Annotated in this window: 13 protein-coding genes; 12 read left to right on the top strand and 1 reads right to left on the bottom strand. The window is 63.3% G+C overall.

Annotation, left to right across the window (positions count from 1 at the left end; genetic code table 11):
• Positions 1 to 163 precede the first annotated feature (163 nt).
• From ACTYOL_RS05075 to ACTYOL_RS05040, 8 genes are all read left to right on the top strand, one after another.
• A complete protein-coding gene (locus ACTYOL_RS05075) occupies positions 164 to 1789 on the top strand; it encodes an ABC transporter substrate-binding protein (RefSeq protein ID WP_125930684.1) in 1626 nt (541 codons plus the stop codon).
• Between the two features lie 204 nt (positions 1790 to 1993).
• Positions 1994 to 3586, top strand: coding sequence for an ABC transporter substrate-binding protein (locus ACTYOL_RS05070; protein ID WP_112897516.1), 1593 nt, complete (start codon positions 1994 to 1996; stop codon positions 3584 to 3586).
• 159 nt (positions 3587 to 3745) lie between these two features.
• The gene (locus tag ACTYOL_RS05065; RefSeq protein ID WP_054893478.1) at positions 3746 to 5125 is read left to right on the top strand and encodes an OprD family porin; all 1380 of its coding nucleotides are present in this window, start codon (positions 3746 to 3748) and stop codon (positions 5123 to 5125) included.
• Between the two features lie 69 nt (positions 5126 to 5194).
• Complete coding sequence (locus tag ACTYOL_RS05060) at positions 5195 to 6790, top strand: ABC transporter substrate-binding protein (protein ID WP_153772684.1); 1596 nt, start codon at positions 5195 to 5197, stop codon at positions 6788 to 6790.
• A 72-nt stretch (positions 6791 to 6862) separates the two neighbouring features.
• Entirely contained in the window at positions 6863 to 7873 is a 1011-nt protein-coding gene (locus tag ACTYOL_RS05055; RefSeq protein WP_054893480.1) for an ABC transporter permease subunit, read from the top strand.
• 10 nt (positions 7874 to 7883) lie between these two features.
• Entirely contained in the window at positions 7884 to 8810 is a 927-nt protein-coding gene (locus ACTYOL_RS05050; protein WP_197892890.1) for an ABC transporter permease subunit, read from the top strand.
• 10 nt (positions 8811 to 8820) lie between these two features.
• Positions 8821 to 9789 carry an ABC transporter ATP-binding protein gene (locus ACTYOL_RS05045; protein ID WP_063543131.1) on the top strand — a complete coding sequence of 323 codons (969 nt, stop codon included), beginning with the start codon at positions 8821 to 8823 and terminating at the stop codon, positions 9787 to 9789.
• Entirely contained in the window at positions 9789 to 10757 is a 969-nt protein-coding gene (locus ACTYOL_RS05040; protein WP_054893483.1) for a peptide ABC transporter ATP-binding protein, read from the top strand. The genes ACTYOL_RS05045 and ACTYOL_RS05040 overlap by 1 nt, the downstream gene beginning before the upstream one ends.
• Before the next feature lie 169 nt (positions 10758 to 10926).
• On the opposite strand, the gene ACTYOL_RS05035 is transcribed toward ACTYOL_RS05040, so the two are convergent.
• Positions 10927 to 11865, bottom strand: a complete 939-nt coding sequence (locus ACTYOL_RS05035) for a hypothetical protein (protein ID WP_063543127.1) — start codon at positions 11863 to 11865, stop codon at positions 10927 to 10929.
• A gap of 241 nt (positions 11866 to 12106) precedes the next feature.
• On the opposite strand from ACTYOL_RS05035, the gene ACTYOL_RS05030 reads away from it, so the two are divergent.
• The 4 genes from ACTYOL_RS05030 (at position 12107) to ACTYOL_RS05015 (ending at position 15916) form a co-directional block, all read left to right on the top strand.
• Complete coding sequence (locus ACTYOL_RS05030) at positions 12107 to 12931, top strand: AraC family transcriptional regulator (protein ID WP_176717866.1); 825 nt, start codon at positions 12107 to 12109, stop codon at positions 12929 to 12931.
• Positions 12932 to 12998: 67 nt separating this feature from the next.
• Positions 12999 to 14405, top strand: a complete 1407-nt coding sequence (locus tag ACTYOL_RS05025; protein WP_444757631.1) for an NAD(P)/FAD-dependent oxidoreductase — start codon at positions 12999 to 13001, stop codon at positions 14403 to 14405.
• Between the two features lie 33 nt (positions 14406 to 14438).
• Positions 14439 to 14780, top strand: a complete 342-nt coding sequence (locus ACTYOL_RS05020; RefSeq protein ID WP_054893487.1) for a cupin domain-containing protein — start codon at positions 14439 to 14441, stop codon at positions 14778 to 14780.
• A gap of 56 nt (positions 14781 to 14836) precedes the next feature.
• Positions 14837 to 15916: a polyamine ABC transporter substrate-binding protein gene (locus tag ACTYOL_RS05015; protein ID WP_054893488.1), complete on the top strand. Its 1080-nt coding sequence runs from the start codon at positions 14837 to 14839 to the stop codon at positions 15914 to 15916.
• Positions 15917 to 15932 lie beyond the last annotated feature (16 nt).

Below are 15932 nucleotides of genomic sequence, written 5' to 3'. Positions count from 1 at the left end.
CCTACGCAAAATTTACATGAATGCGACATCCATGTACGACCGTGCCACATTTCTGGCGCCGACTATCCTGTTGAGTGTTGCAATGGGTACACCCCCTGCATAAGTATCCGCAGGTCGGCTCACGAGGCCACCTCAAATCAAAAATGACAACAATGAGGCCACCATGCTCAAACACGCAGTCATTCCGTTCCTGGTAGGCGCAGGCCTGCTGGCTGGCGCCCCTGCCGCCCTCGCCGCGTCCAACCTGGTGTTCTGCTCCGAAGGCAGCCCCGCCGGTTTCGACCCGGGCCAATACACCACCGGAACCGACTTCGACGCCTCGGCCGAAACGATCTTCAACCGCCTGACCCAGTTCGAGCGTGGCGGCACCGCCGTCGTCCCCGGCCTGGCCACCAAATGGGACGTTTCCGACGACGGCAAGACCTACACCTTCCACCTGCGTGAAGGGGTCAAGTTCCACACCACCGACTACTTCAAGCCAAGCCGCGAATTCAACGCCGACGACGTGCTGTTCACCTTCAACCGCATGCTCGACAAGGACATGCCGTTCCGCAAGGCCTACCCCACCGAATTCCCGTACTTCACCGACATGGGCATGGACAAGAACATCGCCAAGCTCGAGAAGGTCGACGAACACACCGTACGCTTCACCCTCAACGAAGTGGACGCCGCGTTCATCCAGAACCTGGCGATGAGCTTCGCCTCGATCCAGTCCGCCGAGTACGCCGACCAGCTGCTCAAGCAGGGCAAGGCCGCCGACATCAACCAGAAGCCGATCGGCACCGGCCCGTTCGTGTTCAACAGGTACCAGAAGGACGCGCTGATCCGCTACAAGGGCAACAAGGACTACTGGAAACCGGACGACGTGAAGATCGACAACCTGGTCTTCGCCATCAGCACCGACGCCTCGGTGCGCATGCAGAAGCTCAAGCGCGACGAGTGCCAGGTCACCCTGTTCCCGCGTCCGGCCGACATCGAGCCGCTGAAGAAGGATCCGAAGCTGCAGATGCCTGAGCAGGCCGGCTTCAACCTCGGCTACATCGCCTACAACGTGATGGACAAGATCAAGGGGAGCAACGAGCCCAACCCCATGGCCCAGCTCAAGGTGCGCGAGGCGCTGGACATGGCGGTGAACAAGCAGCAGATCATCGATTCGGTGTACCAGGGCGCCGGCCAGCTGGCGGTCAATGCCATGCCGCCGACCCAGTGGTCCTACGACACCACCATCAAGGACGCCAAGTACGATCCGGAAAAAGCCAGGCAGTTGCTCAAGGAAGCCGGCGTCAAGGAAGGTACCGAGATCACCCTATGGGCCATGCCGGTGCAACGCCCCTACAACCCGAACGCCAAGCTGATGGCCGAGATGCTGCAGTCGGACTGGTCCAAGATCGGCATCAAGGCCAAGATCGTCAGCTACGAATGGGGCGAGTACATCAAGCGCTCCAAGGGCGGCGAAAACGGCGCCATGCTGATCGGCTGGAGCGGCGACAACGGTGACCCGGACAACTGGCTCGGCACCCTGTTCGGTTGCGACGCACTGGAGGGCAACAACTTCTCCAAGTGGTGCTACAAGCCGTACGACGACATCATCAAGCAGGCCAAGGCCACCTCCGACCAGGCCAAGCGCACCGAGCTGTACAAGCAGGCGCAGCACATCATCAAGGAGCAGGTGCCGATGACCCCTATCGCCCACTCAACTGTCTATCAGCCGATGAGTGCGAAAGTGAAGGACTTCAAGATCAGCCCGTTCGGACTGAACTCCTTCTATGGCGTAAGCGTGGAGAAATAGCGCCCAGCCAGCCCCGTCATCTGTCGGGGCTGGCGTGAGCACGGCGGGGCGCCGAAATTTCTCGGCAAACTTCCGAAATTTCTTACGCCACTAGACATATTCATTACCTGTCTCGCCCTTCCTGATGCCGCTAACGTCAGGAACGGGCTTCTGTTGCCGCCCGTTCAGTGTGCGGCAGCGCAAACAGATGAGGAAAGGATCGCCATGCGCCATACCACACTGCTCGGCACCGTGCTGGGTCTGGGACTGCTCAGCCAGGCCCTCCCTGCCCAGGCCAATAACCTGGTGTTCTGCTCCGAAGGCAGCCCGGCGGGCTTCGACACCGCTCAATACACCTCGGCCACCGACAATGATGCCGCCGAACCGATCTACAACCGCCTGGTCGAGTTCGAGCGTGGGGGCACCGCTGTGCAGCCAGGCCTGGCCACCGACTGGCAGGTCTCCGAAGACGGCCTGCGCTACACCTTCCACCTGCGGCCCGGGGTGAAGTTCCACCACAACAAGGACTTCAAGCCCACCCGCGACTTCAACGCCGACGACGTGCTGTTCACCTTCAACCGCATGCTCGACAAGGACCATCCGTTCCGCAAGGCCTACCCGACCGAGTTCCCCTACTTCATCAGCATGGGCCTGGACAAGAACATCGCCAAGGTCGAGAAAACCGACCCGCTCACGGTGGTCTTCACCCTCAACACGGTCGATGCCGCGTTCATCCAGAACATCGCCATGGCCTTCGCCTCCATACTCTCCGCCGAATACGCCGAGCACCTGCTGGCCAGCGGCAGGCCCAGCGACATCAACCAGAAGCCGATCGGCACCGGCCCGTTCGTGTTCCAGCGCTACCAGAAGGACTCGCAGATCCGCTTCAAGGGCAACAAGGACTACTGGGCGCCTGACCGGGTGAAGATCGACAACCTGGTGTTCTCGATCAACATCGACCCTTCGGTGCGCATCCAGAAGCTGCGCCGCAACGAGTGCCAGGTCACCCTTCACCCACGCCCGGCCGATCTGCCTGCGCTCAAGCAGGACAGCAAGCTGCAGGTCATGACGCAGCCCGGCTTCAACCTCGGCTACATCGCCTACAACACCCAGCACCCACCGTTCGATCGACTTGAAGTGCGCCAGGCGATGGACATGGCGGTCAACAAGCAGGCGATCATCCAGGCGGTCTACCAGGACGCCGGGCAAACGGCAGTCAACGCCATGCCGCCCACCCAATGGTCCTACGACGATACGCTCAAGGACGCGCCGTTCGATCCGCAAAAGGCCAAGCAGGTGCTGGAGCAGGCCGGGGTCAAGCCAGGCACGGAAATCACCCTCTGGGCCATGCCGGTGCAACGCCCTTACAACCCCAATGCCAAGCTCATGGCCGAAATGCTCCAGGCCGACTGGAGCAAGCTCGGCTTCAAGGTCCGTATCGTCAGCTACGAATGGGGCGAATACCTCAAGCGCATGAAAAATGGCGAACACGACATCGCCCTGATCGGTTGGACCGGCGACAACGGCGACCCGGACAACTGGCTTGGAACCCTGTTCAGCTGCGATGCCATTGGCAGCAACAACTACTCGCAGTGGTGCGACAGCCAGTACGACGAACTGGTCAAGAAGGCCAAGCAGGTCACCGACCGCGAACAGCGCACCCATCTCTACCAGCAGGCCCAGCAACGCCTCAAGCAGCAGGTACCGATTACCCCGGTGGCCCATTCGACGGTCAACCAACCTCTCAGCATCAGTGTGAAAGACTTCAAGGTCAGCCCCTTCGGACGCAACGTTTTCTCCGGCGTCAGCATCGATTGACCCTGTATCGCCAGACCGGGAGTGCCCCACTCCCGCGACCGCGTGCAGCCCGGATTTGCCTGGCAATCCCAGGTGAACACCCGCAGTACCGCGTCACCGAGCCAAGCCCGACCCACAAGATCGGGCCACAGATATAAGAATAGAAAGGGAGCTTTAACCTTGAAACGAACCACCAAAACCGCGCTGGCCCTGTCCATCGGCGCCTTCTGCGCCGCCGCCCAGGCAGAACCTGTCAGCCAGGACTTCTACCCGCTGAGCCTCAAGTCGGGCAGCGAGCAGGCCGACGCCTCGGGCTTCTTCGAAGGCCAGAGCCTTTCCGGCAGCACCCGCAACTGGTACGCCCGCGAACGCGCCACCCGTGCGCCGCTGTGGAAGTACTACAAGAGCGACGGCACCCGCCACGACACCCACAGCCGTGACAACTGGGTACAGGGCACCATCCTCAACTACAGCTCGGGCTTTACTCAGGGCACCGTGGGCTTCGCCACCGAAGTCGCCGCCTACAACGCCATCGCCCTCGAGCGTGGTCGCGCAGCGATTGCCGGGCCGAACAACCGCACCCTGACCCATAGCGATGGCGACCCTGTCGGCCAGTGGAGCAAGGCGGGCCTGGCCAACGTCAAGGCGCGCATCTCCAACACCACCCTCACCGTCGGCCGCCAGTCCCTGGACACGCCGATGATCGCCTACATCGGCAACCGTGCCCTGCCTTCGAGCTTCCAGGGCGTGGCGTTGCACAGCGCCGAGTTCGACAACCTGTCGTTCGACATCGGCACCTTCGACCGCGTCTCGCCGCGTACCGAGCAGAGCCTGAGCAAGTTCCGCACCGAGTACAGCGCCACCGGCGTGGAAACCGACCGTGCCAGCACCGCCGGTATCAACTACCAGCCGTTCAAGAGCCTGACCACCAGCCTGTACGCCACCAAGGTCGACGACTTCTGGAACCAGTACTACTTCGGCGCCAACCACGTGTTGGGCGACAGCGCGGTGCTGAGCCTGACCACCGGCCTGAACTACTACAAGACGGTCGATGCCGGCAGCAAGAAGATGGGCGATATCGACAACGATACCTACAGCCTGTCGTTCGGCCTCACCCACCAGGCGCACACGCTCACCGCCTCCTGGCAGCAGGTCAACGGCAACGAGTACTTCGACTACCTGCACGAAACCAACGGTATCTACCTGGCCAACTCCCTGCTGTCGGACTTCAACGGCCCGAACGAGAAATCCCTGCAGATTTCCTACGTGCTGAACATGGCCCAGTACGGCGTACCAGGCCTGAAGTTCAACCTGTACAACGCCCGCGGCTGGGGCATCGACGGTACCCACTATCGCGGTACCGCCTACGACGTGCGTGGCATGGATGGCGAGACCCACTACGAGTGGGGCATCGGCACCAGCTATGCGGTGCAGAGCGGCATGCTGAAGGACACCAGCATCCGCGCCACCTATACCGCTCACCGCGCCAGCAAGGCCCAGGCCGATGGCAGCCTGGACGAGCTGCGCATCGTCACCACCATTCCGTTCAACATTCTCTGACCGCCAACGTCACGGCCCGGGCTATCCGGGCCGTGACGTCTACGCTGGAGTCATTCGCAGGGAGGTTCCATGAAATCGCTACCGCTACGCGCTGCCCTGGCAGCGATCATCCTGGGCGCTGCCGGCAACCTCGCGGCCAAGCCCCTGGTGGTGTGCACCGAAGCCAGCCCCGAAGGTTTCGATATCGTCCAGTACACCACCGCGGTCACCGCCGACGCCTCGGCCGAAACCGTGTTCAACCGCCTGGTCGACTTCAAGCCCGGCACCACCGATATCCAGCCGGCCCTGGCCGACAGCTGGGAAATCAGCGCCGACGGCCTGACCTACACCTTCCACCTGCGCCAGGGTGTGAAGTTCCACACCACCGACTACTTCACCCCCACCCGCGACTTCAATGCCGATGACGTGCTGTGGAGCCTGAACCGTCAGTTCGATGCCAAGCATCCGTGGCACGACAAGACCAGCGTCGGTTACCCCTATTTCGAGAGCATGGCCTTCGGGCAACTGCTCAAGTCGGTGAGCAAGACCGACGACCACACCGTGGTGATCACCCTTACCCGCCCGGAAGCGCCGTTCCTGCGCGACCTGGCCATGGCCTTCACCTCGATCTACTCCGCCGAATACGGCGACCAGTTGCTCAAGGCCGGCAAGACCGGCGACCTGAACAGCAAGCCGATCGGCACCGGGCCATTCGTGTTCCAGCGCTACAACAAGGACGCCCAGGTCCGCTTCAAGGCCAACCCCGACTACTTCCGCGGCAAGCCGCCCAGCGACACGCTGGTGTTCGCCATCGCCACCGACAACAACGTGCGCCTGCAGAAACTGCGGGCCAACGAATGCCAGATCGCCCTGTACCCCAAACCCGACGACGTCCCGGCGATCAAGACCGATCCCAAGCTCAAGGTCGCCGAGATCGAGGCCCTGGTCACCGGCTACATCGCCATGAATACCGAGCACAAGTACCTGAGCGACGTGCGCGTGCGAAAGGCGATCAACATCGCCTTCGACCGCCAGACCCACGTCGACCAGTTGTTCGGCAAGGGCAATGCGCTGGTCGGGGTCAACCCCTACCCGCCGACCATGATCGGCTACAACACCGCCAACAAGAACCCGCCGCGCGACCTCGACAAGGCCCGCGCCCTGCTCAAGGAAGCCGGCGTCCCCGAGGGCACCGCCATCACCCTGTTCACCCGCAACGGTGGCGGCCCGACCAACCCCAATCCGCGTTTGTCGGCCGAGATGCTGCAGGCCGACCTCGCCAGGATCGGGCTCAAGCTCGACATTCGCGTGATGGAGTGGGCCGAGATGCTACGCCGCGCCAAGAAGGGCGAGGCGGACCTGGTCTCCGCCGGCTGGGCCGGCGACAACGGTGACCCGGACAACTTCCTGACACCGATGCTCAGCTGTGACGCCGCCAAGACCGGCGAGAACTATGCGCGCTGGTGCAACCCTAAGTTCCAGGAACTGATCACCCGTGCCCGCGAGATCATCGACAACGATGAGCGTGCCAAGCTCTATAGCGAGGCGCTGGCGGTGTACGATGAGGATCAACCGTGGATCAGCATGGCCCATCCGAAGATGTTCACGGCCATGCGCGACAACGTAGAGGGATATGTCATCAACCCTCTGACCAATAACAACTTCGCCACCACCAAGGTGAAGTAGAAGAAAAACATGACCGCCGGCCTCTGCAAGGGCCGGCGGCTGCCTTGACCGGCCGATGAGGTACCTCCGACGATGTTGAGTTTTATTGCCCGGCGCCTGGGCCTGCTGATACCGACCTTCTTCGGTATCACCCTGCTGACCTTCGCGCTCATACGCCTGATCCCCGGCGACCCGGTGGAAGTGATGATGGGCGAGCGCAGGGTCGACCCTGAAATGCACGCCCAGGCCATGGAACGCCTTGGCCTGAACAAACCCCTGCCAGCCCAGTACATGGATTACATCGGCAAGCTCGCCCAGGGCGATCTCGGCGAATCGCTGCGCTCGCGCGAGAGCGTGTGGAACGAGTTCACCACGCTGTTCCCCGCGACGCTGGAGTTGGCGTTCTGCGCATTGATCTTCGCCGGCGTCTTCGGCCTGTTGGCCGGGGTGATCGCGGCGCTCAAGCGCGGATCGTTGTTCGACCATGGGGTGATGGGCGTCTCGCTCGCCGGCTATTCCATGCCCATTTTCTGGTGGGGCCTGATTCTCATCATGTTCTCGTCGGTGAGCATGGGCTGGACGCCCGTGTCCGGGCGCATCGACCCGTTGTACGACGTCGAGCCGGTGACCGGCTTCATGCTGATCGACACGCTGCTGGTGGGCGATGAAGGCTCGTTCAAGGATGCGTTCATGCACCTGATCCTGCCGACCATCGTGCTCGGGACCATTCCTCTGGCGGTGATCGCCCGCATGACCCGCTCCTCGATGCTCGAGGTGCTGCGCGAAGACTACATCCGTACCGCCCGCGCCAAGGGCCTATCGCCGGCCCGCGTGGTGTTCGTGCACGGCTTGCGCAATGCGCTGATCCCGGTCCTGACGGTGTTCGGCCTGCAGGTCGGCACCTTGCTCGCCGGTGCCGTGCTCACCGAAACCATCTTCTCCTGGCCGGGCATTGGCAAATGGCTGATCGAAGCCATCGGCGCCCGTGACTACCCCGTGGTCCAGAACGGCATCCTGTTGATCGCCTGCCTGGTGATCCTGGTCAACTTCGTAGTGGATATCCTCTACGGCCTGGCCAACCCACGCATCCGTCATCAGCGCTGAGGGCCCCGCCATGACTAACCCGACTTCCCACGCTGTGACCCAGGCCCCAACCGCCGACCACAGCCAGCTCTACCCCTCCCCGTACAAGGAATTCTGGCAGGCCTTCTCGCGCAACAAGGGCGCAGTGGCAGGCCTGGTCTTCATGTGCCTGATCGTGTTCTGTGCGCTGTTCGCCCCCTGGGTCGCGCCACACAACCCCAGCGAGCAATACCGCGACTTCCTGCTGACCCCACCGGTCTGGCTCGAGGGCGGCACCTGGCAGTTCATCCTCGGCACCGACGAACTGGGCCGCGACCTGCTCTCGCGCCTGATCCAGGGCGCGCGCCTGTCGCTGCTGATCGGCCTGTCATCGGTGGTGATGTCGCTGATCCCCGGCATCCTGCTGGGCTTGTTCGCCGGTTTCTTCCCGCGTCTGCTCGGCCCGTCGATCATGCGCCTGATGGACGTGATGCTGGCCCTGCCTTCGCTGCTGCTGGCCGTGGCCATCGTCGCCATCCTCGGCCCTGGTCTGATCAACACGGTGATCGCCATTGCCGTGGTGTCGCTGCCCTCCTATGTACGCCTGACCCGTGCCGCGGTGATGGGCGAGCTGAACCGTGACTACGTCACCGCCGCACGTCTGGCCGGTGCCAGCCTGCCACGCCTGATGTTCGTCACCGTGCTGCCCAACTGCATGGCACCGCTGATCGTGCAGGCTACCTTGAGCTTCTCCTCGGCGATCCTCGACGCCGCTGCCCTGGGCTTCCTCGGCCTCGGCGTCCAGCCGCCCACGCCTGAGTGGGGCACCATGCTGGCCTCTGCCCGCGACTACATCGAGCGCGCCTGGTGGGTGGTGAGCCTGCCTGGCCTGACGATCCTGCTCAGCGTGCTGGCAATCAACCTGATGGGCGACGGCCTGCGCGATGCGCTGGACCCGAAACTCAAGAACGCCGCCTGAGGAGAGCGCCATGTCACTGTTGCAGATCAACAACCTGAACGTGCGCTTCGGCGACACCAACGCAGTACCCGTGGTAGACGGCCTCGACCTGTCGGTGGACGCCGGCGAGATCCTCGCCATCGTCGGCGAGTCCGGCTCCGGCAAGTCGGTGACCATGATGGCCCTGATGGGCCTGATCGACGCCCCCGGCCGCATCACCGCCGACAGCCTCACCTTCGACGGCACCGACATGCTCAAGCTCAGCGGTCGTCAACGGCGCAAGGTGGTAGGCAAGGACATCGCCATGGTCTTCCAGGACCCGATGACCGCACTCAATCCCAGCTACACCGTGGGCTACCAGATCGAGGAAGTGCTGCGCCAACACCTCGGTCTGAAGGGCAAGGCAGCACGCCAGCGCGCGTTGGAGCTGCTCAAGAAAGTCGAGATCCCGGCCGCCGAAAGCCGCCTGGACGCTTACCCGCACCAGCTCTCCGGCGGCATGAGCCAGCGCGTCGCAATCGCCATGGCGATTGCTGGCGAACCCAAGCTGCTGATCGCCGACGAACCGACCACCGCCCTCGATGTGACCATTCAGGCGCAGATCATGGAACTGCTGGTCAACCTGCAGAAGGAGCGCAACATGGCGCTCATCCTGATCACCCACGACCTGGCAGTGGTCGCGGAAACCGCCAGGCGGGTGTGCGTGATGTATGCAGGACAGGCAGTGGAAGTGGGCCAGGTGCCGGAACTGTTCGACATCCCCGCACACCCTTACAGCGAAGCGCTGCTGGCGGCGATCCCCGAGCACAGCATCGGCGCCGAACGGCTGGCCACACTGCCCGGCATCGTGCCTGGGCGCTATGACCGCCCCCAGGGTTGCCTGCTGTCGCCGCGTTGCCCTTATGTCCGTGACAACTGCCGGGCACAGCGTCCGGCCCTCGATCCCCAGGCCCACAGCCTGGTGCGCTGCTTCTACCCGTTGAACCAGGAGGTGGCGTGATGACTGTCGTTCTGTCCGCCCGTGAACTGACCCGTCACTACGAAGTCTCCCGCGGCCTGTTCAAGGGCCATGCACTGGTGCGCGCGCTCAATGGCGTGTCGTTCGAACTGGAGGCCGGCAAGACCCTGGCCGTGGTCGGCGAGTCCGGCTGCGGCAAGTCCACCCTCGCCCGTGCCCTGACCCTGATCGAAGAGCCGTCCTCGGGCTCGCTGCAAATTGCCGGCACCGAGGTCAACGGCGCCGACAAGGCCCAGCGCAAGCAACTGCGCCGTGATGTGCAGATGGTCTTCCAGAGCCCCTATGCGTCACTCAATCCGCGGCAGAAGATCGGCGACCAACTGGCCGAGCCGCTGCTGATCAATACCTCGCTGAGCAAGACCGAGCGCCGCGACAAGGTGCAGAAGATGATGCAGCAGGTCGGTCTGCGCCCCGAGCACTACCAGCGCTATCCGCACATGTTCTCAGGCGGTCAACGCCAGCGTATCGCCCTGGCTCGGGCGATGATGCTGCAGCCCAAGGTACTGGTCGCGGACGAACCCACCTCGGCGCTCGATGTATCGATCCAGGCCCAGGTGCTGAACCTGTTCATGGACCTGCAGAAAGAGTTCAACACCGCCTATGTGTTCATCTCGCACAACCTCGCGGTGGTGCGGCATGTCGCTGACCAGGTGCTGGTGATGTACCTGGGGCGCCCGGCGGAAATGGGGCCGAAGGAAGATATCTACGACAAGCCCCTGCATCCCTACACCCAGGCACTGCTCTCGGCGACCCCGGCCATTCACCCCGACCCGCTGAAGCCGAAGATCCGCATCGCCGGTGAGCTCCCCAACCCGCTGAACCCGCCTGATGGCTGCGCCTTCCACAAGCGCTGCCCCTATGCCACCGAGCGTTGTGGCAAGGAGATTCCGGCGTTCAGGCAGGTCGGGACGCGGCAGGTGGCGTGTCACTATGCTGAGCAGTTCCTGTAAAGCGGCATAAAGCCGCTTCTGCGGGTTGTACAGTTGCGAGAAGGGCCGCATTAGCGGCCCTTTTCTATTAGTGCATGAAGATCGCGATCAGAATGATCACCGGGATTGGCACCCCAAGCATCCAGAGCAGAATCGAGCGCATGATGGTTCCTCCAGTCGTGAATTCGAATTAACGGACAACAGTGGTCGAAGCATGCAGCGCACGCGGGTCTTCTTCGACCCAACGAGCACGGTCACGCAGGCGACCACCAAACAAGGCTGCGAAGCTTGCGAAGAACGCACCGCACAGCAGGGCGATGAAGGTCCAGATAGCGGTCCAGGCCGCAACCTTCGCTGCGGTCTCGGCAGCTTCCTGCGCAGCCTGCTTGGCCTGCGCGGCATCCTGACGCGCCTCTTCATAAACTTGCTCGACGCGGGCCTGGGCCTCGGCCTGGGTCAGGCGAGTACGCTGGGCCACCAGCTGCGCCAGGTAGGTGCGATCCTCGGCAGCCATCCCGCCATCGGCAGCCAGGCCGCGGATCAGGATCCGGCTGGCCACGCCATTGGCCGCATCCTCGCTCACCGCGACCGGGCCGTCGCCACGGAATAGACGATCCACGTAGTAGCCCATAGGGTCGGCGGCGCCTGAAGGCTTGCTCTTGTCATCGTTCATGGAAACGCTGGCCACGGCACCCGAGGCGGCAGCAGCACCCGCCGAAGCACCAGCACTGGCAAGCCCCCCTGCCGAAGACACGACCATCAACACCGTGACCAGGGTCGCAATAGCCCAGGACAGGAAGCCATGGGCGGTATCGCGGAAATACACCTCGTCACCATGCAGGTTGGCCCACTTCACTCGCAAGCGGCCAGCCATGTACCCGCCCAGCCCGGAGGCGAGGATCTGGGTAATCAGCAGCCAGACGATGGTGGATATCCCCAGCGCCTTTGCGCTGGCACCTTCGTTGGCCCAAGGCGAGGAGGCGGCAAAGCCCAGGCCCGCGCCCAGTATCACGAGGATCAACGACAACGCAGCCGCAGCAGCGGCACCGGCGAAGATGGCAGCCCAGGAAACGCCCGAGCGGTTCGGGGCCTCGGAGACAGCAGTTGGCAGATCGGCAGTGGTAATCATGATTCGGCGCCTTATGAGGGTGAGCAAAACTTCCTTTTTGTTTGCCACTCGATTGGTGCAGCGCGCGTGCCAGTTGTGACAAAAAATGACTCCCAACTAAATCAAGCACTTAGGCAAAAACCACTTCCTAGGATCGTGCGAATCGCCCGAACCCACCCAGTTGAACAGGGCGTTATGCAGTATCCACAGCCCTGGGGCCTCAACGGTCAGACTGCACGCCCTTGTCGGCTGAAGCAGCCCGATGCATTATCGGCCCATGACCGCCACCCTCCTTCCAGACGGCCCCGCCCAGACCCCGCTCACTGCGGAAGTCGTCATGCGCTACCACTTGTGCTGGAAGCATCGTGACCTGGATGGGGTCATGGCGCTGTATCACCCGGAAATCCAATACCACGACTTTTTCCAGAACCGCGTGCTCGGCTTCGATGAGCTGCGCGAGTACGTGCGCGTCTCGTTGCCGCACGAAGCCGGGGAGGACATCGTCCACAGCGACCGCATCCGGGTCGACGGTTGCACAGCCTTCATCCAGTACCAGGTGACGGTCCAGGGCGGTGAAGGCCTGGTGGCTTTCCAGTCCAGCGAGGCGATCACGGTCAAGGACAACCTGATCTGGCGGGTCAATGAATACGGCACGCTGATCCGCCGCGACGGCAAGGGCGCCAGCGCGTCCGGGCCACGTCCCGCCACCAGCCGCCTGGGTCTTTCGCCCCGCCAGTTGAGCACCATGGCCCAGGACCTCGAACACTATTTCCAGGCCCAACGTCCCTACCTGGACCCTGAGCTGGACCTGCAGCAGGTGGCAGAAGAAAGCGGCTATAGCCGCAACCAGATTTCCTACCTGCTCAACCAGGTGCTCGGCCAGAGCTTCTACCGCTACGTCAACCAGGCCCGCCTGCAGCATCTTCTGGCCGGGCTCGAAGGCGCAGGCTGCCGAGCCCCCATCGACGAACTGGCTTTCGATGCCGGCTTCAATTCGCTGTCGGCGTTCTACAAGTGCTTCCGCGAACACACCGGGCTCTCGCCCAAGGCCTACGTGAAGCAGATTTCTCTGCGTGCACGCACGTAAGACAGCGAAGCGCCCGCACTACTAGCATCGCTCCCAGAACCTTGAACGGAAGTGGGAGCAGTACCTGATGCAAGCCTGGCGCACGATCAGCCTCTGGATGGACCAGCTCGACGAGCCGCTCGACGCTCGCCCGTCGCTGCAACAGGACCTGGATGTCGACGTGTGCATCATCGGCGCCGGCTATACCGGCCTGTGGACAGCCTACTACCTCAAGCGCCAGGCCCCGCACCTGCGCATCGCCATCCTCGAGGCCAACACCGCAGGCTTCGGCGCCTCCGGGCGCAACGGCGGCTGGCTGATGGGCAACCTGCTGGGCGAAGACCGCCTGCTGGCCACCCTTTCCCCACAACAGCGCCGCGCCAGCGTCGACCTGCTGCATGCCATCCCTGACGAAGTGCACGGCGTGCTGCAACGCGAAGGCATCGACTGCGACTACCGCAAGGGTGGGGTCATCTACTGCGCCGCCCGCTACCCGGAGCAGGAGCGCAGCCTGCGCGCCTACCTCGACGACCTGTACCGCCAGGGCATGAACGAAGACGACTACCGCTGGCTCAAGCCCGAACAACTGGCCGGCCAACTGCGCGTCAGCAATGCCTACGGCGCGATCTTCAGCCCCCACGTCGCGACCATACAGCCCGCCAAGCTGGTGCGCGGCCTGGCACGCGTGGTCGAGGGCATGGGCGTGCCCATCTACGAAAACACCCCGGCCAGCGACTGGCAGACCGGTGAGGTGCGCACCGCCCAGGCCGAGGTCCGTTGCCAATGGGTCGTGCCGGCGGTCGAAGGCTACGCCGCCAGCCTGCCGCCGCTGGGTCGCCATCAACTGCCCGTGCAAAGCCTGCTGGTGGCCACCGAGCCGCTGCCGGAATCGGCCTGGGAGCAGATCGGCCTGAGCCAGGGCCAGGCCTTCAGCGAAGGCAGCCGCCAGGTCACCTACGGTCAGCGCACCACCGACAACCGCCTGGTGTTCGGCGCCCGCGGCGGGTATCGCTTCGGTGGCCGCCTGCGCGAGGACTTCAGCCTCAGCGACGCCGAGATCGAGCTGCGCCGCTATCTGTTCGGCGAGCTGTTCCCGCACCTCAAGAACGTGCGCATCACCCACTCCTGGGGCGGCAACCTGGGGATGGCGCGGCGCTTCCGTCCGCACATGCTGTGCGACCGTCAACGCGGCCTGGCGCTATCGGGTGGCTATGGCGGCGAAGGTGTCGGCGCCACCAACCTGGGCGGGCGCACGCTCGCGGCACTGATTCTCGGCCAGCACAACGAACTGACAGCCCAGCCCTGGGTCCACGACAACCGCCCGCTGTCGAGCCTGGCCAGTTGGCCGCCCGAGCCCTGCCGCTGGCTAGGCTACAACGCGATCATCCAGAGTTTCGTCCACGAGGACCGCACCCTCGCCAACCCGGCCAGCCCGGCCTGGCGGCGGCGCCTGGCCAGCGGCCTGGCCGGATTCATGGAAGGTTTCATGCACTGAGTTGCACCCACTACCACAAGAGATCCTGCAGTCATGAGCATCACCCAGTTCAAGCACACCGACAGCGCCGCGCTGGAAACCTCCAACCCGGTCGCCGTCCCCCTCGGAGAACCCGTCGCAGTGACCTCGGTCACCTGCGTCGAACGCAACGATGGCGTCGAAACCGGTATCTGGGAATGTACCCCCGGGCGCTGGCGCCGGCAGATCGTGCAACAGGAGTTCTGCCATTTCATCAAGGGCCGCTGCACCTTCACCCCCGACGGTGGCGAGCCGCTGGTCATAGAAGCCGGAGACGCACTGATGCTACCGGCCAACAGCACCGGGATCTGGGATATCCAGGAAACGGTGCGCAAGACCTACGTACTGATTTTCTGATCCGCTGATCGCCTGCCGTTCTTCGATAACAACAGACAAAGCAAGGTAAACCGGACATGCGCAAACTCCTCCTCGCCCCCCTGATGCTGGCTGCTGGCGTCGCCAGTGCCGCCGACTCGGTGAAGATCTACAACTGGTCCAGCTACATCGCACCCGACACGCTGCAGAACTTCCAGAAAGCCACCGGCATCGTGCCCACCTACGATGTCTACGACAGCAACGAAACCCTCGACGGCAAGCTGATGACCGGCAACTCCGGTTACGACGTGGTCTTCCCCTCCAACCACTTCATGGCCCGGCAGATCCAGGGCAAGGCCTTGAAGAAGCTCGACAAGAGCCAGCTGCCGAACTGGCAGAACCTCAATCCGGTGCTGCTCAAGGCGTTGGAGGTGAACGACCCCGGCAACCAGTACGGCTTCCCGTACCTGTGGGGCAGCACCGGCATCGGCTACAACATCGACAAGGTCAAGGCCGTGCTCGGCGACAAGGCACCGGTCGATTCGTGGGACCTGGTGTTCAAGCCCGAGAACATGGAAAAGCTCAAGAGCTGTGGCGTGGCCATGCTCGACAACGGCCCGGAGTTGCTGCCGATCGCCCTGAACTACCTGGGCCTGCCGCCGCACAGTCAGAATCCCGATGACTACAAAAAGGCCCAGGCACTGCTGATGAAAGTACGTCCGTACATCAGCTACTTCCACTCCTCGAAGTACACCGGCGACCTGGCCAACGGCAACATCTGCGTGGTGGTCGGTTTCTCCGGCGACGTGCTGCAGGCCAAGAACAGCGCCGACGATGCGAAGAACGGGGTGAAGGTGGGTTACTCGATTCCCAAGGAGGGTGCGCCGCTGTGGTTCGACATGGTCGCCATGCCGGCCGACGCTCCGGACGAGAAGGCAGGCTACGCCTACATGAACTACCTGCTGCAGCCTGAGGTGATGGCCGGCATCAGTAACTCGGTGCAGTACGCCAACGGCAACGCCAAGGCCGATGCTCTGGTCGATCCGGCGCTCAAGCAGAACACCATGATCTACCCAAGCGCGGATGTGATGGGCAAGCTGTTCGCCCTGGAAGCGATGCCGGCGAAGATCGACCGCATTCGCACGCGGCTCTGGACCAGCATCAAAGCGGGTAACTGAAGCTCCGCCTCTCCCC

Origin of the sequence: Pseudomonas sp. A014 (assembly GCF_052378495.1) — a bacterium.
Taxonomy (GTDB): Bacteria; Pseudomonadota; Gammaproteobacteria; order Pseudomonadales; family Pseudomonadaceae; genus Aquipseudomonas; species Aquipseudomonas machongensis.
Note: the sequence above shows the minus strand (reverse complement) of the source record. Positions and strands in the feature narration are given on the sequence as shown.